Source organism: Streptomyces sp. NPDC002206, from assembly GCF_053593595.1.
The window spans coordinates 1-19,449 of sequence record NZ_JBSFCW010000040.1; the positions used below are offsets into that span (position 1 = coordinate 1).

At 68.4% G+C, this 19,449-nt stretch carries 16 protein-coding genes; 4 read left to right on the forward strand and 12 right to left on the reverse strand.

Going from position 1 to position 19,449, the window contains the following annotated elements; translation table 11 throughout:
- Nucleotides 1-564 precede the first annotated feature (564 nt).
- The 3 genes from ACWCP8_RS36230 to thyX form a co-directional block, all read right to left on the reverse strand.
- The gene (locus tag ACWCP8_RS36230) at nucleotides 565-2,250 is read right to left on the reverse strand and encodes a ribonuclease J (protein ID WP_313939499.1); all 1,686 of its coding nucleotides are present in this window, start codon (nucleotides 2,248-2,250) and stop codon (nucleotides 565-567) included.
- 129 nt (nucleotides 2,251-2,379) lie between these two features.
- Nucleotides 2,380-3,279, reverse strand: coding sequence for a 4-hydroxy-tetrahydrodipicolinate synthase (dapA, locus tag ACWCP8_RS36235; RefSeq protein ID WP_326606070.1), 900 nt, complete (start codon nucleotides 3,277-3,279; stop codon nucleotides 2,380-2,382).
- A 152-nt stretch (nucleotides 3,280-3,431) separates the two neighbouring features.
- The gene (gene thyX, locus ACWCP8_RS36240; RefSeq protein ID WP_356002438.1) at nucleotides 3,432-4,169 is read right to left on the reverse strand and encodes an FAD-dependent thymidylate synthase; all 738 of its coding nucleotides are present in this window, start codon (nucleotides 4,167-4,169) and stop codon (nucleotides 3,432-3,434) included.
- A gap of 186 nt (nucleotides 4,170-4,355) precedes the next feature.
- Between thyX and ACWCP8_RS36245 the strand changes: the two genes are divergently transcribed.
- Both ACWCP8_RS36245 and ACWCP8_RS36250 read left to right on the forward strand, forming a co-directional pair.
- On the forward strand, nucleotides 4,356-4,595 hold the full coding sequence (locus tag ACWCP8_RS36245; RefSeq protein ID WP_356002441.1) for a hypothetical protein: 240 nt from the start codon (nucleotides 4,356-4,358) through the stop codon (nucleotides 4,593-4,595).
- Between the two features lie 94 nt (nucleotides 4,596-4,689).
- Nucleotides 4,690-5,241: a hypothetical protein gene (locus ACWCP8_RS36250; RefSeq protein WP_352270603.1), complete on the forward strand. Its 552-nt coding sequence runs from the start codon at nucleotides 4,690-4,692 to the stop codon at nucleotides 5,239-5,241.
- A gap of 63 nt (nucleotides 5,242-5,304) precedes the next feature.
- Here the strand turns inward: ACWCP8_RS36250 and ACWCP8_RS36255 are convergent, their stop codons facing one another.
- The 6 genes from ACWCP8_RS36255 to eccD all read right to left on the reverse strand — a co-directional run bounded on the left by ACWCP8_RS36255 (nucleotide 5,305) and on the right by eccD (nucleotide 12,538).
- The gene (locus tag ACWCP8_RS36255; protein WP_451120569.1) at nucleotides 5,305-5,799 is read right to left on the reverse strand and encodes a hypothetical protein; all 495 of its coding nucleotides are present in this window, start codon (nucleotides 5,797-5,799) and stop codon (nucleotides 5,305-5,307) included.
- A gap of 14 nt (nucleotides 5,800-5,813) precedes the next feature.
- A complete protein-coding gene (gene dapB, locus ACWCP8_RS36260; RefSeq protein ID WP_352270599.1) occupies nucleotides 5,814-6,566 on the reverse strand; it encodes a 4-hydroxy-tetrahydrodipicolinate reductase in 753 nt (250 codons plus the stop codon).
- A 23-nt stretch (nucleotides 6,567-6,589) separates the two neighbouring features.
- A complete protein-coding gene (locus tag ACWCP8_RS36265) occupies nucleotides 6,590-7,969 on the reverse strand; it encodes a M16 family metallopeptidase (RefSeq protein WP_030979822.1) in 1,380 nt (459 codons plus the stop codon).
- Nucleotides 7,966-10,179, reverse strand: coding sequence for a polyribonucleotide nucleotidyltransferase (locus ACWCP8_RS36270; RefSeq protein ID WP_451120571.1), 2,214 nt, complete (start codon nucleotides 10,177-10,179; stop codon nucleotides 7,966-7,968). Before ACWCP8_RS36270 ends, ACWCP8_RS36265 begins: the two co-directional genes overlap by 4 nt.
- 332 nt (nucleotides 10,180-10,511) lie before the next feature.
- Nucleotides 10,512-10,802 (reverse strand): 30S ribosomal protein S15, encoded by a 291-nt coding sequence (rpsO, locus tag ACWCP8_RS36275; RefSeq protein WP_030933198.1) that lies wholly within the window; start codon nucleotides 10,800-10,802, stop codon nucleotides 10,512-10,514.
- Between the two features lie 254 nt (nucleotides 10,803-11,056).
- The gene (eccD, locus tag ACWCP8_RS36280; protein WP_451120573.1) at nucleotides 11,057-12,538 is read right to left on the reverse strand and encodes a type VII secretion integral membrane protein EccD; all 1,482 of its coding nucleotides are present in this window, start codon (nucleotides 12,536-12,538) and stop codon (nucleotides 11,057-11,059) included.
- Nucleotides 12,539-12,725: 187 nt separating this feature from the next.
- Between eccD and eccCa the strand changes: the two genes are divergently transcribed.
- Both eccCa and ACWCP8_RS36290 read left to right on the forward strand, forming a co-directional pair.
- Entirely contained in the window at nucleotides 12,726-16,685 is a 3,960-nt protein-coding gene (eccCa, locus tag ACWCP8_RS36285; protein ID WP_451120575.1) for a type VII secretion protein EccCa, read from the forward strand.
- Between the two features lie 236 nt (nucleotides 16,686-16,921).
- Nucleotides 16,922-17,155 (forward strand): DUF397 domain-containing protein, encoded by a 234-nt coding sequence (locus ACWCP8_RS36290; RefSeq protein WP_030933207.1) that lies wholly within the window; start codon nucleotides 16,922-16,924, stop codon nucleotides 17,153-17,155.
- 69 nt (nucleotides 17,156-17,224) lie between these two features.
- Here the strand turns inward: ACWCP8_RS36290 and ACWCP8_RS36295 are convergent, their stop codons facing one another.
- The 3 genes from ACWCP8_RS36295 to mycP form a co-directional block, all read right to left on the reverse strand.
- On the reverse strand, nucleotides 17,225-17,530 hold the full coding sequence (locus tag ACWCP8_RS36295; protein ID WP_030979818.1) for a WXG100 family type VII secretion target: 306 nt from the start codon (nucleotides 17,528-17,530) through the stop codon (nucleotides 17,225-17,227).
- Between the two features lie 52 nt (nucleotides 17,531-17,582).
- Nucleotides 17,583-17,933: a WXG100 family type VII secretion target gene (locus ACWCP8_RS36300; protein WP_030979817.1), complete on the reverse strand. Its 351-nt coding sequence runs from the start codon at nucleotides 17,931-17,933 to the stop codon at nucleotides 17,583-17,585.
- Nucleotides 17,934-18,193: 260 nt separating this feature from the next.
- Complete coding sequence (gene mycP, locus ACWCP8_RS36305; RefSeq protein ID WP_451120576.1) at nucleotides 18,194-19,420, reverse strand: type VII secretion-associated serine protease mycosin; 1,227 nt, start codon at nucleotides 19,418-19,420, stop codon at nucleotides 18,194-18,196.
- Nucleotides 19,421-19,449 lie beyond the last annotated feature (29 nt).

Consider the following 19,449-nt stretch of genomic DNA (forward strand, 5'->3'; position numbering starts at 1 on the left):
CCGACCGTCCACAGCGTCCTCGCTGTGTAATTGCCTACCGGAACCACAAGGGCCCGGCAGGACTTTCAAAGGAACCTCGAACCTGCCGAAGCAGGTCGGGGTATCAACATATCTGGCGTTGACTTTTGGCACGCTGTTGAGTTCTCAAGGAACGGACGCTTCCTTTGTAATCACCCTCTCGGGCTTTCCTCCGGGCTTTCCCTTCGGTCTTGCGTTTCCGACTCTATCAGACTCTTTCGTGTCCGATTCCCGGTCGAAGCGGGTTCCGCTTTCCAGGTTTTCGCTTTCGCGTTTCCCTTTCCGGCGATTCCAACCTTACCAGACTCTTTTTCGTTACCGTTTCCGGTCCGAATTTGATTCCGGTGGCCGTTGAAGTGGCCTTTGCCTTTCGGCGGATCCGACTTTATCAGAAGTTCCGAGTCGGAATTCCCGCCCCTGCGGGGGTGCCCTCCACGCACGAGTGCGCAGGGTGCTTCCCGGTCAGGCGGAGCCGTAAACGTACTGGAGCGGGGCGCCCCGATGCAAATCGGGGGCCCCGCTCCGGAGTTCGCGCCTGTCGGGGCGTCAGACCTCGACGACGACGGGAAGGATCATCGGGCGCCGACGGTAGGTGTCGGAGACCCACTTGCCCATCGAACGACGGACGAGCTGCTGGAGCTGATGCGGCTCCACCACGCCGTCCTGGGCGGACTTGTTGAGCGCTTCCTCGATCTTCGGCACGACGGCTGTGAATGCCGCGTCGTCGATACCGGAGCCTCGGGCCTGGATGTAGGGACCGCCCGTGATCTTGCCGGACGAGCTGTCGACCACGATGAAGACCGAGATGATGCCCTCGTCGCCGAGGATGCGCCGGTCCTTGAGGGAGGTCTCCGTGACGTCTCCGACCGAGAGGCCGTCGACGTACACATAACCGGCCTGCACCTTGCCGACGATCTTGGCCTTGCCGTCGACGAGGTCGACGACGACGCCGTCCTCGGCGATGACGATGTGGTCCTTGGGCACGCCGGTGAGGGCACCCAGTTCGGCGTTGGCCCGCAGGTGGCGCCATTCGCCGTGGACCGGCATCAGGTTCTTCGGCTTGCAGATGTTGTAGAAGTACAGCAGCTCGCCGGCCGAGGCGTGGCCCGAGACGTGGACCTTGGCGTTGCCCTTGTGGACGACGTGGGCACCCCAGCGGGTCAGGCCGTTGATCACGCGGTAGACCGCGTTCTCGTTGCCCGGGATCAGGGACGACGCGAGGATCACCGTGTCGCCCTGGACGATCCGGATCTGGTGGTCGCGGTTGGCCATGCGGGACAGCGCGGCCATCGGCTCGCCCTGGGAACCCGTGCAGACCAGCACGACCTCGTCGTCCGGCAGGTCGTCGAGGGTTTTGACGTCGACGACCAGGCCCGCGGGGACCTTCAGATAGCCGAGGTCACGCGCGATGCCCATGTTGCGGACCATCGAGCGGCCGACGAAGGCGACCCGGCGGCCGTACTCGTGTGCCGCGTCGAGGATCTGCTGAATGCGGTGCACGTGGCTGGCGAAGCTCGCCACGATGATGCGCTTCTGGGCGTTCGCGAACACCGTGCGCAGGACGTTGGAGATGTCCCGCTCGGGCGGTACGAAGCCGGGAACCTCTGCGTTCGTCGAGTCGGAGAGGAGAAGGTCGATGCCTTCTTCGCTCAGCCGGGCGAAGGCGTGCAGGTCCGTGAGACGGCCGTCCAGCGGGAGCTGGTCCATCTTGAAGTCACCGGTCGCGACTGCCATACCCGCGGGCGTGCGGATGGCGACCGCAAGAGCATCCGGGATGGAGTGGTTGACCGCGATGAACTCGCAGTCGAAGACGCCGATGCGCTCGCGCTGGCCCTCGGCGACTTCGAGGGTGTACGGACGGATGCGGTGCTCCTGGAGCTTCGCCTCGATCAGGGCGAGGGTCAGCTTGGAGCCGATGAGCGGGATGTCCGGCTTCAGCCGCAGCAGATACGGGACACCACCGATGTGGTCCTCGTGTCCGTGCGTGAGGACGATGCCCTCGACGTCGTCGAGACGGTCCCGGATCGTGGTGAAGTCCGGCAGGATCAGGTCGATTCCGGGCTGCTCCTCCTCGGGGAAGAGCACTCCGCAGTCGACGATGAGCAGGCGGCCGCCGTACTCGAAAACCGTCATGTTGCGGCCGATTTCGCCGAGGCCGCCCAGAGGAGTGACACGGAGGCCACCCTTCGGGAGCTTCGGCGGGGTGCCGAGTTCGGGGTGCGGATGACTCAAAAGACTCTCCTTACCACGCACGCCACGTACCGCTGAGGCACGTGGCGCGCATGTCATTCGTGCACTTGCTGTTGTCTGTGATGTCGCTCTTGCGAATGTTCTTCGCGTATTCAGTTGTGAAGTCTGTGGTTACAGCTGTACCCCACCGGCGGCGAGATCGATCTTGAGCTGCGCCGTTTCCTGTGCGGTGAGTTCCACCAGGGGGAGACGCAGCGGGCCGGCGGGCAGGCCCTGGAGGGCGAGCGCGGCCTTGGTGGTGATCACGCCCTGGGTGCGGAACATGCCGGTGAAGACCGGCAGGAGCTTCTGATGGATCTCCGTGGCCTTCTGGACGTCTCCGCCGAGGTACGCCTCGATGAGGGCGCGCAGCTCGGGGGTGACGACGTGGCCGACGACCGAGACGAAGCCGATGGCGCCGACCGAGAGCAGCGGCAGGTTCAGCATGTCGTCGCCGGAGTACCAGGCGAGGCCGGACCGGGCGATCGCCCAGCTGGCGCGGCCCAGGTCGCCCTTGGCGTCCTTGTTGGCGACGATGCGCGGATGCTCCGCGAGCCGGACCAGCGTCTCTGTGTCGATCGGCACACCGCTGCGGCCGGGAATGTCGTAGAGCATCACCGGCAGACCGGTGGCGTCCGCGATGGCCGTGAAGTGGCGGAAGAGACCTTCCTGCGGCGGCTTGTTGTAGTACGGCGTCACCGCGAGAAGGCCGTGGACGCCGGCGCGCTCGGCCGTGCGGGCCAGCTCGACGCTGTGGCGGGTGTCGTTCGTGCCGATGCCGGCGACGACATGGGCCCGGTCCCCCACGGCTTCCAGGACAGCCCGTACGAGCTGGTCTTTCTCCGCGTCGCTGGTGGTCGGGGACTCGCCGGTGGTGCCATTGATGATCAGGCCGTCATTGCCTGCGTCCACCAGATGGGCGGCGAGCCGCTGGGCGCCGTCGAGGTCGAGTGCGCCGTCCGCCGTGAAGGGCGTGACCATAGCGGTGAGGACCCGCCCGAAGGGGGTCTGCGGAGTGGAGATCGGAGCCATGGGTAACACGCTACTCGTTGCTCAGCGCGCGGTGTCCCCTCGGGGGGACAAGGGATAGGAGCCCGGCACTGCCTGCTCGGGGGTTCAAGCAGTGCCGGGTCCGTTTGATCAGCCTAGATGAACTTCACGAAACGCCGCAATACGGACACCGCCTACGGAGCTACGCGTCCATTTTTGTTGAAGGCTGCATGGGTGAGCGGCATGAGCTGCGCCCACTGCTCCTCCATCTGTTCACCGACCATTTCGATCTCCCGCTGAGGGAAGGACGGCACCTTCGCCAGCTCGTGCTGGGTGCGCAGGCCGAGGAAATGCATCAGCGAGCGGGCATTGCACGTGGCGTACATCGACGAGAACAGCCCCACCGGGAGCACGGCGCGGGCGACCTCGCGGGCCACGCCGGCGGCGAGCATCTCCTGGTAGGCCTCGTACGCCTGGCGGTACGAGTCCTCCATCACACGGCCCGTGAGCTCCTGCTGTGCCGCGGTGCCCTCGACGAACTCGTACTTGCCGGGGCGGCCCTGCTGAACGAGCTTGCGAGCCTCACCGGGGACGTAGAAGACCGGCTCCAGCTCCCTGTAGCGGCCCGATTCCTCGTTGTACGACCAGCCGACCCGGTGACGCATGAACTCGCGGAACACAAAGATCGGGGCGCTGATGAAGAACGTCATCGAGTTGTGTTCGAACGGGGACCCGTGGCGGTCGCGCATCAGGAAGTTGATGAGCCCCTTCGAACGCTCCGGGTCCTTACTGACCTCCTCCAGGGACTGCTCTCCGGCCGTGGAGACACGGGCGGCGAACAGGACGTCGGAGTCGGCCGCGGAGTGCTTCACCAGCTCGACGGTGACATCGCTGAGGAAGCTGGGCTTTGCGGGCTCGGGGGTCTCGGTCACCGGCGGGGTCCTTCCAATTGCGTCGCTCGGGCGGCGCCCACTCTACGGGCCGTCACTGACAACGAGGCGCGGAAGGCCCGTCCGGGGATTTCTTCGGCCAATCAGGTGATTCGGGGCACCGAACGGGCGTGCCGTGCGTCTGACTCCTTAGCAGCACCTGTAACAGAGATCAAGGAGAACTTCCTCATGTTCCGCCGGCGTGAAGCCGTCCCGTTCGCCTTCGTGGCCGAGGCCGACCGATTCCGTAGCAACGTCGCGCCGCCGCCCCGGGAACGCGCCACCGCCGCCCAGCTGGCGGCCCGTTCCCTCGTAGGACTGACGGTGCTCGCCGGTCTTGCCGGATCATTGATCCTCGGTCTTCCGGCACTTGCCCCGGCCGAGGCTCCCTCGCACACTCAGCAGACCGAAGCCGCGCACGGCCCCTGACTCGTACGGGGCCCCTGGGGTGGTAGCGGCGGTGGCCTGCTCGGTAGCCTCACCGGGCACAGCAATCGAGCGTGCTTGTGAGTGAGGATCAGTCGTGCCCCTGCCCTTTCTGACGGCCGACCGCGCGTTTGACGCGAGCGCTGAGGACATCGCGCTGCCGTTCGACGACCACGACAGCTGGCGGCGCCCCTACCGCCCCGGGCCGTGGCGGGTCGCTGCGGCGGCCACCTTGTTGTTGCTCGCCTCGTACGTGTTGATCGCAGGCATGATCACCGCGTTTGCCGGGGCACTGCCCGGGGCCGCAGCATGCCTCGGGCTCGCCCTTGTGGTGATTCTCTGCGCCCTGCGGATGCTGCGGGTCGGCGCCTGGGTGAGTCGGCACGGAGTGCGGCGCGTGGGCTTCTTCATAACGACCACCGTGCCGTGGAGCCGGGTCACCGCGGTCCGTACGGTGCAGCAGCCAGTGAAGTGGCTCGGGTTCCCGCGCACGGTGCAGGGGCAGGCCCTGATCGTCGTACGTCTGGGTGGCGACGCCGTGCCGCCACTGCTCACCGACAGCAACGCGGACTTCCTGGGGCGCAGCGAGGCGTTCGACCGGGCCGCGGACACGATAGAGGCCTGGGACGACGAGTATCGGCTCAGCTAGTGCTCCGAGGCCGCCCGGCGGCCGGTTCCGTCCTCGGTCGCCGGGCGAGCTCGGGGGATGTTCTCAGTCGCCGGACGAGCTCGATGTGACCGACGGGCCCGACGCGGCCGCCGGGCTCGATGTCCTCGTGTGCAGGGCGATGGCGCGCTGCATGGCCTTGCGGGCGCGCGGGGTGTCCCGGGCGTCCTGGTAGGCGACGGCGAGCCGGAACCAGCAGCGCCAGTCGTCCGGGGAATCCTCGGTCTCCTCGCGGCGCCGTGCGAAGACGGCGTCGGCCGAGTCGCGATCGATACGACCGGCCGGGGTACGGACCAGCTCGTCGACGGGCAGGCCGCCCTCGGCGTCCAGCTCTGCGGCGAGGGCGTTGGCCCTGCGGACGAACTGGGTGTTCTTCCAGAGGAACCAGATGCCGATCACCGGCAGGATCAGCACTGCGACCCCGAAGGTGACCGTGAGCAGCGTGCCGTGCTTGATGAGCAGCAGGCCACGGCTGCCGACCAGGACGAAGTAGAAGACCAGGACGGCAGCGGTGACGAGGTAAGTGATCTTTGCGCGCATGGCAGTGGGCTCAGTCAGTTCAGGTCGAGGAAGTGTTCCAGGCCGAAGGTGAGGCCCGGAGTGGTCACCACACGGCGTGCACCCAGCAGGATGCCCGGCATGAAGCTGCTGTGGTGCAGGGAGTCGTGGCGGATGGTGAGGGTCTCGCCCTCGCCGCCGAGCAGCACCTCCTGATGCGCGAGGAGGCCACGGAGCCTGATCGCGTGGACCGGGACCCCGTCGACGTTCGCGCCGCGGGCGCCGTCGAGCGCCGTGGCCGTGGCGTCGGGCTGCGGGGCGCAGCCGGCCTTCTTCCGGGCTTCGGCGATCAGCTGGGCGGTGCGGGTGGCGGTGCCGGAGGGGGCGTCGACCTTGTTGGGGTGGTGCAGTTCGACGACCTCGACGGACTCGAAGTAGCGTGCGGCCTGCTCCGCGAACTTCATGGTGAGGACGGCGCCGATGGAGAAGTTCGGCGCGATGAGCACACCGGTCTCCGGGGAGCCGGAGAGCCAGGTGTTCAGCTGCGCGAGCCGTTCGTCGGTCCAGCCGGTGGTGCCGACGACCGCGTTGATTCCGTGCCGGATGCAGAAGTCGAGGTTTCCCATCACCGACGCGGGTGTGGTGAGTTCGACCGCGACCTGGGCGCCGGTTTCAGCGAGCGTCTCCAGCTTGTCGCCGCGGCTGAGTGCGGCCACCAGTTCCATGTCATCGGCGGCCTCGACGGCTCGTACCGCTTCGGATCCGATGCGGCCCTTGGCGCCGAGAACGGCCACGCGCAGCTTGCTCATTGCTCTGCTTCCTTACGGGTGGATTAGGAGACCGCTTCGTCGAGGCGGCCGGCCTGCTTGTCCTTGAGCGGACCGATGACGGAGAGCGAGGGGCGCTGTCCGAGTACCTCGCCTGCCACTGCCCGGACGTCGTCCGGGGTGACCTGCGCTATCCGGCTCAGCATGTCGTCGACCGACATCTGCTCACCCCAGCACAGCTCGCTCTTGCCGATACGGTTCATCAGGGCGCCGGTGTCCTCCAGGCCGAGGACGGTGGAGCCGGAGAGCTGGCCGATGGCGCGGCCGATCTCTTCGTCGCTCAGTCCGTCGGACGCTACCCGGTCGAGTTCGTCGCGGCAGATCTTCAGGACGTCGTGGACCTGGCTGGGCCGGCACCCCGCGTACACGCCGAAGAGTCCGCAGTCGGCGAAGCCCGAGGTGTACGAGTACACGCTGTAGGCGAGTCCGCGCTTCTCCCGTACCTCCTGGAAGAGGCGGGAGCTCATTCCGCCGCCCAGGGCGGTGTTGAGTACGCCGAGTGCCCAGCGGCGGTCGTCGGTGCGGGCGAGGCCCGGAACACCGAGGACGACATGGGCCTGCTCGGTCTTGCGGTTGAGCAGCTCGACCCGGCCCGCGGTGCGCAGGGTACGGGAGCCTTCACGGGGTGCGACCGGGACAGCTTCGGTACGGGACAGGGCGCCGGCGCGCTCGAAGGCCTTGCGGACCTGGCGTACGACCGTGGCGTGGTCGACGTTGCCGGCGGCCGCGACGACCAGGTGGGTGGGGTCGTAGTGCTTCTTGTAGAAGCGGGCGATCTGGCCGCGGTTCAGTGCGTTGATCGTGTCGACGGTGCCGAGGACCGGGCGGCCCAGGGGCGTGTCGCCGAGCATCGTGTGCGCGAACAGGTCGTGCACGCAGTCGCCCGGGTCGTCCTCGGTCATCGCGATCTCTTCGAGGATGACGCCACGCTCGGCGTCGACGTCCTCGGCGGCGATCAGCGAGCCGGTCAGCATGTCGCAGACGACATCGATGGCCAGCGGCAGGTCGGTGTCGAGAACCCGCGCGTAGTAGCAGGTGTACTCCTTCGCCGTGAAGGCGTTCATCTCGCCGCCGACCGCGTCGATCGCGGACGAGATGTCGAGGGCGCTGCGCTTGGCCGTGCCCTTGAAGAGGAGGTGCTCGAGGTAGTGCGTCGCGCCGTTCAGGCTGGGCGTCTCGTCGCGTGATCCGACATTGGCCCAGATACCGAAGGTGGCGGAGCGTACGGAGGGCAGGGTCTCGGTGACGATCCGGAGGCCGCCGGGGAGAACGGTGCGGCGAACGGTGCCGATGCCATTGGTGCCCTTGAGAAGCGTTTGGGTACGGGCGACGGCCCGCGCCTCCGAGGAGGTGCGGGCCGTCGCCACGGAACTACGGGACGTCACTTGGCAGCGTCGTCCTTCTTCTCGTCCTCTTCGCCCTCGATCACGGGGATGAGGGAGAGCTTGCCGCGGGAGTCGATCTCGGCGATCTCGACCTGGACCTTGGCTCCGACCGCAACCACGTCCTCGACGTTCTCCACGCGCTTGCCACCGGCGAGCTTGCGGATCTGCGAGATGTGCAGCAGGCCGTCCTTGCCCGGCATGAGCGAGACGAACGCACCGAAGGTGGTGGTCTTGACGACCGTACCCAGGTAACGCTCGCCGACCTCCGGCATGGTCGGGTTGGCGATCGCGTTGATCGTGGCGCGCGCGGCCTCGGCCTGCGAGCCCTGCTGGGCACCGATGTAGATGGTGCCGTCGTCCTCGATCGTGATGTCGGCGCCGGTGTCCTCCTGGATCTGGTTGATCATCTTGCCCTTGGGGCCGATGACCTCACCGATCTTGTCCACCGGGATCTTGACGGTGATGATCCGCGGAGCGTTCGGAGACATCTCGTCCGGGACGTCGATGGCCTCGTTCATCACATCGAGGATGTGGAGGCGGGCGTCGCGGGCCTGCTTCAGCGCGGCGGCCAGGACCGAGGCGGGGATGCCGTCGAGCTTGGTGTCGAGCTGGAGCGCGGTGACGAACTGCTTCGTACCGGCGACCTTGAAGTCCATGTCACCGAACGCGTCCTCGGCACCGAGGATGTCGGTCAGGGCGACGTAGTGGGTCTTGCCGTCGATCTCCTGGGAGATCAGACCCATGGCGATACCGGCGACGGCGGCCTTGAGCGGCACACCGGCGTTCAGCAGCGACATGGTGGAGGCGCAGACCGAGCCCATGGACGTCGAGCCGTTGGAGCCCAGCGCCTCGGAGACCTGGCGGATCGCGTAGGGGAACTCCTCGCGCGACGGCAGCACCGGCACGATGGCGCGCTCGGCGAGCGCACCGTGGCCGATCTCGCGGCGCTTGGGCGAGCCCACGCGGCCGGTCTCACCGACGGAGTACGGCGGGAAGTTGTAGTTGTGCATGTAGCGCTTGCGGGTCACCGGGGAGAGGGTGTCCAGCTGCTGCTCCATGCGGAGCATGTTCAGGGTGGTGACGCCCAGGATCTGGGTCTCGCCACGCTCGAACAGCGCCGAGCCGTGCACGCGCGGGATGGCCTCGACCTCGGCGGCGAGCGTACGGATGTCCGTGACGCCACGGCCGTCGATGCGGACCTTGTCCTTGATGACACGCTCGCGGACCAGCTTCTTGGTCAGCGCGCGGTAGGCACCGGAGATCTCCTTCTCGCGGCCCTCGAACTGCGGGAGCAGCTTCTCGCCGGCGATCTCCTTGATGCGGTCCAGCTCGGCCTCGCGCTCCTGCTTGCCGGCGATGGTGAGCGCCTTGGCGAGCTCGGTGCTGACGGCGGCGGTGAGCGCCTCCAGGACGTCGTCCTGGTAGTCGAGGAAGACCGGGAACTCGCCGGTGGGCTTGGCAGCCTTGGCGGCGAGCTCCGACTGGGCCTTGCAGAGGGCCTTGATGAACGGCTTCGCGGCCTCGAGACCGGCGGCGACGACCTCTTCGGTCGGGGCCTCGGCGCCGTCCTGGACGAGCTGGATGGTCTTCTCGGTGGCCTCGGCCTCGACCATCATGATCGCGACGTCGCCGTCCTCCAGGACCCGACCGGCGACGACCATGTCGAAGACGGCGTCCTCGAGCTCGGTGTGCGTCGGGAAGGCGACCCACTGGCCCTTGATCAGAGCGACACGGGTGCCACCGATCGGGCCGGAGAAGGGCAGGCCGGCCAGCTGCGTGGAGCAGGAGGCGGCGTTGATCGCGATCACGTCGTACAGGTGATCGGGGTTGAGCGCCATGATCGTCTCGACGATCTGGATCTCGTTGCGCAGGCCCTTCTTGAAGGACGGGCGCAGCGGCCGGTCGATCAGACGGCAGGTGAGGATCGCGTCCTCGGAGGGGCGGCCCTCGCGGCGGAAGAAGGAGCCGGGGATCTTGCCCGCGGCGTACTGCCGCTCCTCGACGTCCACTGTGAGGGGGAAGAAGTCGAGCTGGTCCTTCGGCTTCTTGGAAGCCGTGGTGGCCGACAGCACCATGGTGTCGTCGTCCAGGTACGCAACGGCGGAGCCGGCGGCCTGCTTGGCCAGGCGGCCCGTCTCGAAGCGGATGGTGCGGGTGCCGAAGGTTCCGTTGTCGATAACGGCCTCGGCGTAGTGGGTCTCGTTCTCCACTAGCGTTTTCTCCGATACATATCGTCTTCTCGCCCCCACGCCCGTGTGGCGGGGGACGGTGCGGAGAAGCCCTCCATCGGCGGGCCGGTCTTCGATCGAAGCACCCGGGTTGCTGTGTCCGGGGGCCACTACCGAGGACCGGCGGCGGGGAGGCTGCTTCCCGCTCGTCTGCGGGACGTTCCGGGACCAGGTTACTGAGATTCGGCTCAGCTTGGCATTCCGGTCGACCGGGCGAGCCGGTCACGTCCCCTACATGCTGTTGCACACACACCTGTACGTACAACAAAGGGAGCGGTTCCCTCAGTCGTGGGAACCGCTCCCTTCACGGCGTATTACTTGGCGCCGCCGGCCGCACCGCGGCGGATGCCGAGGCGGTCGACCAGGGCACGGAAGCGCTGGATGTCCTTCTTGGCCAGGTACTGCAGGAGGCGGCGACGCTGGCCGACCAGGATCAGCAGACCACGACGGGAGTGGTGGTCGTGCTTGTGCGTCTTGAGGTGCTCCGTCAGGTCCGAGATGCGACGGGAGAGCATGGCCACCTGGACCTCGGGGGAACCGGTGTCACCCTCCTTGGTGGCGAACTCGGACATGATCTGCTTCTTCGTAGCGGCGTCGAGCGACACGCGGTACTCCTCTTTGATGTTCGATGCGCCCACGAGTGCCCCTGGTCTTGATCTCAGGGGGTCTTCCGTTACTCGAGGACGAAGGTCCGATGAGCGCAGCCCTCAGGATGATCCGGGGGCGCGTACACAAACGGCCGTCACACAGCGTACCAGGCCGACAGAGCCCGGTTGCCGGGGGCTGGTGGGCGGGGTGTCCGGGTGCCGCTTTGTCCTCGATCGCCGGACGGGCTTGATTGTGCCCGGCTGGGCTCGGTTCAGCTGGTGAGGGCTCTCGCTCTGGCGAAGACGTCCAGCACTGCCAGGCAGAGCGGGACCAAGGAGAGGAGGACGGCGCTCTCCGTGAGGTCGAGGAGGCGGCCCCAGAACGGGGAGAGGCCCTTACGGGGGATGATCAGGCCGATCGCCGTCAGCAGTGCGGCGCCCGCGGCCACGGCCGCGGAGAGCCAGACCGTACGGATGTCGAGGGAGCCGCTGTCCCCGTACCGGGCCAGCTCCCTCACCAGGTCGGCCGGCGGGTTCAGGGAGAGGCCGAGGATCAGCAGGGCGACCGCGCCGATGCCCGCCACCAGGACGCAGGCGACCTGCGAGGTGTAGCGGAAGAGACGGGCGCGCAGCAGCATCGCGAGTCCGGCGGCGAGGGCGAGGAGCCGGCCCCAGACGTTGCCGGAGAAGCCCAGGACGGCGGCGGACCCGACGACGACGGCCGCGCAGCCGCCGACCAGGCCGAGCAGCATCTCGTGGCCGCGGCGGGCCTGGGCGGCGATGCGGTCGGCGTCGACGGGGACGCCTTCGGGCTCCGGGGAGGCGTTCGGGTCCGCGAAGCTGTCGTCGTAACCCCCCGGGGCGGTGCGTGGCGATGCGTAACCGATGGGCAGTCGGGCGAAGCGGGCGGAGAGGCCGGGCAGGAAGGCGACGAGGCCGAGAGCGACCGGGGCGCAGACCGCAGCGGTCCCGGTGGCGGAGACCCCGGTGAGGATCGCGACGAAGGTGGCAAGGGTGCCGACGATGGCGACGAAGGTCGCCGCGACGAAGGGGGCGTCGCCGCTCGGGGTCAGAGCGACCAGGACGACGGACGCGACCAGGACGGCCACGCAGCCGAGCAGGAACTGCAGCCGGCCGGGGCCCTGGCCGGCGTCCGGGCCGATGATGCCGGAGCCTGCGATGAGCACGAGGGGCAGTGCTCCGAGGCCGAGTGCGACGGCGGTGGCGCGATCCCCGTAGACCCGGGCGCGTACCCCCGCGAACGCGGTGAGCAGCAGTCCGGCGGAGCCCGCGATGATGCCGGGCAGGCTGCGCATGTCGTGCCGGACGGGGTCGGCGAACCAGAGGACGAAGCCCATCAGCACGAGAAGCAGTACGCCGCCCAGCAGACCGGCGCCGCGCAGCAGTTCGTCGCTCCACAGGCGGCGGTCCCGGGTGACGGCCGAGGCGACGGCGTCCGACACGTCGTCGAAGACGGCGGGCGGCAGTGACTGCGCGAACGGGCGCAGGCTGAGCAGTTCGCCGTCGAGTACCTGCTGGGCGGCGAGCGTGCGCGCGCTGTCGAGCACCGTGCCGTCGCGGCACACCAGGTGGTAGCCGGTGGGGTCGCCGGCTGCCTGGGTCTGGCCGGTGAGACGGAGGATCTCCGGGTAGATGTCGGCGACTGCGATGTCCTCCGGCAGGGCGACGTCGATACGGCTGTCGGGCGCCACGACAGTGACACGGCAGAAGCCCGTCGCTGCAGTCGTACTCACGTGTCTGGTCCCCCTGATTCGCGGTTGCGCACGGTGCGCGCGCCACCCTACCGGGAGGAGGAAAGGTCATCGGCAAGTAGGATCACCGTCGCGCGGAGGGACGTCCGCAAGCAAAGGCAGCCACGGGGGGCTTCGGTGCGGGTTCGACCGGTCTTCCGCCCGTCCGTACCGAGGGATTGATGTTCCGGTGAGCCAGATCGTCATGAAACGACCTCCGCGGTCCCTGCCGCCCGAAGTGCCCACGGACGAATTGACGTTGGAGGCTCCTCCCGAACTGCCGCGCGGGCAGCAGGAGGGCATGCTGATGCAGATCCTGCCGGTGCTCGGCATGGGTTCGTCGGTGGTCTTCTTCTTCTCGCCGCAGGCTCCTCCGTTCATGCGCATCATGGGCGTTCTGATGCTTGTCTCGACCGTCGGCATGGTGATCGCGCAGCTCGTCCGCCACCGTCGCGGTACACAGGGGCAAATGGCAGATGTGCGGCGCGACTACCTCAAATACCTGGCGCAGACGCGGCGTACGGTGCGCCGGACCGCGCGCGCCCAGCGCGACGTACAGCTGTATCTGCAGCCCGCTCCGGAGCAGTTGTGGTCGGTGGTCGCCGAGGGCAGCCGGGTGTGGGAACGGCGGGTCGGGGACAACGACTTCGGGCAGGTACGGGTCGGGCTCGGGGCACAGCAGCTGTCGACTCCGCTGATCGCCCCGGACACCGCGCCGGTGGACGAGCTGGAGCCGATGTGTGCGGGGGCGATGCAGCAATTCCTCGCGGTGCACGGGTCGTTGGACGGACTGCCGATGGCCGTGTCGATGCGGGCCTTCTATCACGTGACGGTCTCCGGTCAGCCGGAGGCGGCGCAGTCGGCGGCGCGGGCACTGGTCGCACAGCTGGTGACGCTCCACTCCCCCGAGGATCTGATGGTCGCCGTGGTGGCGGCGCCGGGTGCGGTGGCACGCTGGGACTGGACGAAGTGGCTTCCGCACGCGCAGGCGCCCGGGCAGCTCGACGGGGCCGGTACGAAGCGGCTGTTCGGCGACGATCTGGGTGAGCTGGAGCAGCTGCTGGCGAGCCGGCTGGAGGGGCGGCCGCGGTTCGGGCGGGAGAGTCAGCCGCTGCTGGACCAGCCGCACATCGTGGTGGTCCTCGACGGCGGGATGGTGCCGCCGGATTCGTTGTTCGCGGCGGCCGAGGGGCTGCAGGGCGTGACGATCGTCGAGGTCGTCCCGGGTGAGCTGGACGAGCCGCGCGGCGGGCTGTCGGTGGTGGTGCGGCCGGGGCTGCTGCGGCTGGAGTCGGGGGCGGGACTGGCGTACGAGGGCGTTCCGGACGGGATGTCGCTGCCCGCGGCCGAGGCGCTGGCCCGACAGCTCGCACCGCTGCGCATGGGCGGGGGCGACGACGACGAACCGCTGCTCGCCAACCTGGACTTCACGGATCTGCTGAACCTCGGCGATGCGGGGGCGGTCGATGTGGCGCGCACCTGGCGGCCGCGGTCGGTCTCCGAGCGGCTGCGGGTGCCGATCGGGGTCGGCGAGGACGGTCAGCCGGTGATGCTGGACCTGAAGGAGGCCGCGCAGGAGGGCATGGGTCCACACGGCCTGTGTGTCGGTGCGACCGGTTCCGGCAAGTCGGAGCTGCTGCGGACGCTGGTCCTGGGGCTCGCGGTCACGCACTCCTCGGAGACGCTCAACTTCGTGCTGGCGGACTTCAAGGGGGGTGCGACGTTCGCCGGGATGTCGCACATGCCGCACGTGGCGGCGGTCATCACCAACCTGGCGGACGATCTGACGCTCGTCGACCGCATGGGAGATGCCATCCGCGGTGAGCTGCAGCGGCGGCAGGAGCTGCTGCGGTCGGCCGGCAACTACGCCAACATCCACGACTACGAGAAGGCGCGGGCGGCGGGCGCGGCGCTGGAGCCGCTGGCCTCACTGGTCCTGGTCATCGACGAGTTCTCCGAACTACTGACCGCCAAGCCGGACTTCATCGACATGTTCATCCAGATCGGTCGCATCGGCCGCTCGCTGGGTGTGCATCTGCTGCTCGCCTCGCAGCGCCTCGAGGAGGGCAAGCTGCGCGGTCTGGACACCTATCTCTCGTACCGGATCGGACTGCGGACCTTCTCGGCCGCCGAGTCGCGTACGGCGCTGGGGGTGCCCGACGCGTATCACCTGCCATCGGTGCCGGGTTCCGGCTATCTCAAGTTCGGTACGGACGAGATGACCCGGTTCAAGGCGGCGTACGTGTCGGGGACGTACCGCACGGGTGGGCCCGATCTCTCGACGGGGACGCTGCCGGTCGAGCGGCGGCCCGCGGTGTTCAGCGCGCTGCCGGTGCCGGTGGTGTACGCGGCGCCGGACCCGGCGCATGTGGTGGCCTCGCGGACGAGTGCGGAGGACGACGCACTCGCGGACACGGTGCTCGATGTGATCGTGCGGCGCCTCGAGGGGCAGGGGGTGCCCGCCCATCAGGTGTGGCTGCCGCCGCTGGACCGGGCGCCGACGCTGGACCAGCTGCTGCCGGGGCTCGCGCCGACCGCGGACCGGGGGTTCACGGCGACGGAGTACACGCGGCCGGGCGGGCTGACCGTTCCGCTCGGTCTCATCGACAAGCCGTTCGAGCAGCGGCGTGAGGTGCTGTACCGGGACTTCTCCGGTGCGGCGGGCCACATGATGGTGGTCGGCGGGCCGCAGTCCGGGAAGTCGACGATGATGCGGGCGCTGATCTCGTCGTTCGCGCTCACCCACACCCCGCACGAAGTGCAGTTCTACGGGCTCGACTTCGGTGGTGGCGGGCTGGTCTCACTGGCGGACCTGCCGCATGTGGGCGGGATGGCGTCGCGGCTGGATCCCGAGCGGGTGCGGCGTACGGTCGCCGAGGTCGCAGGGGTGCTGAACCGGCGCGAGGAGTTCTTCCGTGCCCACTCCATCGACTCCGTCGCCACATACCGGCGCAGGCGCGCTCTCGGTGAACTGCCGGGCGAGCCGTGGGGCGACGTGTTCCTGGTCGTCGACGGCTGGGGCGGCTTCCGGACCGAGTACGAGATGCTGGAGCAGGTCGTCACCGACATCGCCTCGCGCGGTCTCGGGTACGGCGTCCATGTGGTGATCACGGCCGCCCGGTACATGGAGGTGCGTGCCGCGCTCAAGGACCAGATCCTCGGCCGCCTCGAACTGCGGCTCGGCGATGTCATGGACTCCGAGTTCGACCGCAGGGTCGCGGTGAACGTGCCGCAGGGAGTGCCGGGCCGCGGCCAAGTGCCGGAGAAGCTGCACTTCATGGGTGCACTGCCGCGTATCGACTCCACGAGCAGCGCGGCGGATCTCTCCGACGGCACGGCGGCCTTCGTCGAGACGGTGAAGTCCAACTGGGCGGGTCCTCCGGCGCCCGCCGTACGGCTGCTGCCGCGGAAACTGCCCGCCGAGCAGCTGCCGAAGGGCTTCGAGTTCCCGCAGCGCGGGATCGCGATCGGTATCGACGAGACCGATCTGGAACCGGTGTTCGTCGACTTCGAGACAGATCCGTTCTTCCTGATCTTCGGCGAGAGCGAATCGGGGAAGACGAATCTGCTCCGTCTGATCGCGAAGCAGATCGCGGAGCGCTACTCCCCCGACGAGGCGAAGCTCGTCGTCGGCGACTACCGGCGGGCCCTGCTGGGTGCGCTGCCGGAGAGCCATCTGCTGGAGTACGCGCCGATGGCGAGCTCCATGCAGATGCACATGGAGGCGTTGGCCGGTGTGTTCTCGCGGCGGCAGCCGCCGACGGACGTCACGCCGCAGCAGTTGCGCGATCGCAGCTGGTGGACGGGGCCGCAGATCTTCATCATCGTCGACGACTACGACCTGGTGGCGACGAACGCGGGCAACCCGCTCGCCCCGCTCGCGGAGTATCTGCCGTTCGCCCGGGACACGGGTGTCCGGTTCATCATCGCGCGCAACTCGGCGGGGGCCTCGCGATCGATGTACGAGTCCTTCATGCAGCGCATCAAGGAGCTGGGGGCGCAGGGCGTGGTGCTGTCCGGCGATCCGTCCGAGGGCGATCTGATCGGGCCGGTACGGGGGCATCCGATGCCGCCGGGGCGCGGGTACTTCGCCTCGCGACGGCGGGGGAACCCGCTGGTGCAGATCGGGCGGCTGCCGGAGCAGCGCTGAACCGACGAGACCGGGAGTGGTTCCCGGCCGACGACGGGGTGGGCCACTGCCGCAGCAAGGTCGCGGGCCACCGCAGCCGCGTCGCATACATGCTCCGACGCCGCTTCCGGGTGGGCCGCGCGGTCTCTACCACCGCAGGTCGGAAGCTGTCCATACCGGGCCTGTGGGGCGCGGGAGCGGGGATAGTCTGCACGCGGGCGACGAACATGTTCCGCCGCAGGAGAGGAAGGCATCTGATGGGCACGCAGCAGGAGAAGGACGAGCTGTACGCACTCGACATCTCGGGGGTCGAGTGGCTGAGTGCGCCCGGTACGGAAGAGGCCGAGGAGCGCGTCGAGATCGCGCATCTGCCGGGCGGGGCCGTGGCGATGCGGTCCTCGCTGGATCCGGAGACGGTGCTGCGGTACACGGAGGCCGAGTGGCGGGCGTTCGTACTGGGCGCGCGGGACGGCGAGTTCGACCTGACGTAGGACGCCGTACGGACGGGAGAAGGGGCACGCCGCGACGAGCGTGCCCCTTCTGCATGTGCAGTGCTGCGGTCAGTACGCCTCGGTGAACAGGCGCGAGGCCTTCACGTCCGTCGAGCGGTAGCTGTCCTTGCCGGACTCAATGATCTTCGCGACGTGCTCCAGGCGGGTCTTCATGTGCTCCGCCTTGCCCTTGTACTTGGACTGGAGGTGCACGTACTCCCCGTGCGCCTCACCGTCCCAGGTGTCGGTGACGACCTTCAGTGCCGCGTCCATCTCCTGGAGGTCCTTGATGATGTTCTGCGAGACCACACGGATGCGGTTCGCCATCTCCTGGACGCTCTCGTACCTGACCTTGGTGTTCGGGTCGGTCGCCATCTGTCTGCTCCTCGGTGCTCGGCGTGTGTACGGAAAGGTGCTGCGGCGCGGCTCAGATGCCGTTCAGCCCGGAGGTGTTGCCGGACGACGCCGGCTCCTTCACCGCGTTGAAGGCCGCGCGGACCTCGTCGTCGTTGGCGTTGCTGAGGTTCTTGGTCTGGCCCACCGCGTTGAGGAGCACGTTGAGGAGCCGGCGGATCTCGTCGTGGTCCTCGTTGATCACGATCTGTGCGGATGTGAATCCCGAGGCGCCGACACCCGTCCATCCCGCGCTGACCGTCGCGAGGATGTCGGCCAACTCCCTGGACTGCTTGGACACCTGCTCCGCGGTTTCGATGATCTTGTTCTTCGCCTGGACGATCGGATCGTCGGCAAGTCCGAAACCACCTGCGGGGTTGGTCATCCGGAGGTCCTATCTCTGAGTTCCCGGTCCTGTCCGCCCATCGCGGCCAGGGTTCCCGCCTGCCCCGTGTGCTCCGGTTGCGGAGTCGGGGAAGTGCGGGGACGGGGAAGGGCGTGGCAGTGTTCCCACGCCCGGAAATCGGATGCGACCACTTCTCGTTCCCCCGTCACACACGTGAAGTCAGCCACCACCCTAGTCACTTCATCATCTCTCCCCAACTGCGCTTTATGGGGAGGGATCCACTTCACCGGGCGGTGCCGTCATCGCAAACCGCGTCGCCGCCGGACATCGCGGACGACCGTCGCGGTACCGGCGACCACGGAGATCAGTACGGCCGCTATGGCCAGGGCGTAGGTCGCGTACCGCTCGCTGCGTTCCTGCGAGGTCTCCGACAGCGACAGATGCGCGGGCGAGGGGGCCTGGGCCCGGGGCGGGGCCGGGTCGGGGTGCGGGGCGTCCTGCGGGGTGTCGTCGCCGGAGAGTGCGCGGACCGGGTCGACGACGCCCCAGCCGACGAAGTCGTCGTGGCCGGTGACGGAGCGTTCGGCGGTCTGCTCGATCCGGGCGACGATCTGGGGCGCGGTCCATTTCGGGTACTTGGCGCGCATCAGGGCAGCGACCCCGGCGACGTACGGCGCGGAGAAACTGGTGCCGTTGTCAGTGCACTGGCCGTTGCCGGGGACGGTGGAGACGATGTCGACGCCGGGTGCTGCGACGCCGACGAACGTACCGGCCTGGGAGAAGGCGGCGCGCTCGTTGTTGCGGTCCGACGAGGCGACGGCGAGGACGCCGTCGAAGGCCGCCGGATAGGTGTTCCTCAGCTTGCCGTCCATGCCGTCGTTGCCCGCGGAGGCGACCACGACGACGTTCTTGGCGAGCGCCCTGGTCACTGCCTTCCCCAGCAGGGAATCCGGGGTCAGCGACTTCGTCGTGTCCTGGGAGATGTTGATGACCTGGGCGCCCTCGGCGATCGCGTGGCCGATCGCGGCGGCCATGGTGGTGTCCTTGCCGCTGTTCTTTTCGTCGTTCTGGCGAATCGGGATGATCGTGGCCTCGGGCGCCAGACCGACGAAGCCGGTGCCCTTGCGGGGGCGGGCGGCGATGATGCCGGCGACCTTGGTGCCGTGGCCGACCTCGTCGACGGTGCCGTCGCTCTTGCCGCCGTTGAGGTAGTCGGCGCCCGCGGAGGCGTCGACGGCGTTCCGGAGCTGCGGGTTGGTGTTGTCGACGCCGGTGTCGATGACCGCGACGCGGACGCCCTTGCCCTTGGTGTCCTGCCACAGTTCGTCGAGCAGGACCCGCTGCAGCGACCAGGGGCGTCCCTCGTACTGCTTCTTCATCGGGAAGGCGCATTCGCCGCTGCCGTCTATCCCGACGTCGTTCCGGTCGCCGGGGGGTTCCTCGGCGTACGCCGCCTGGGGCGCCGCCAGTGCGGCCAGCGCGGCGGTGGCCGCCACCGTCAGCAGGGCCGTCTTCCGGTACAACATCTGTTCCTCTCCCCCGACTTCTACGAGCC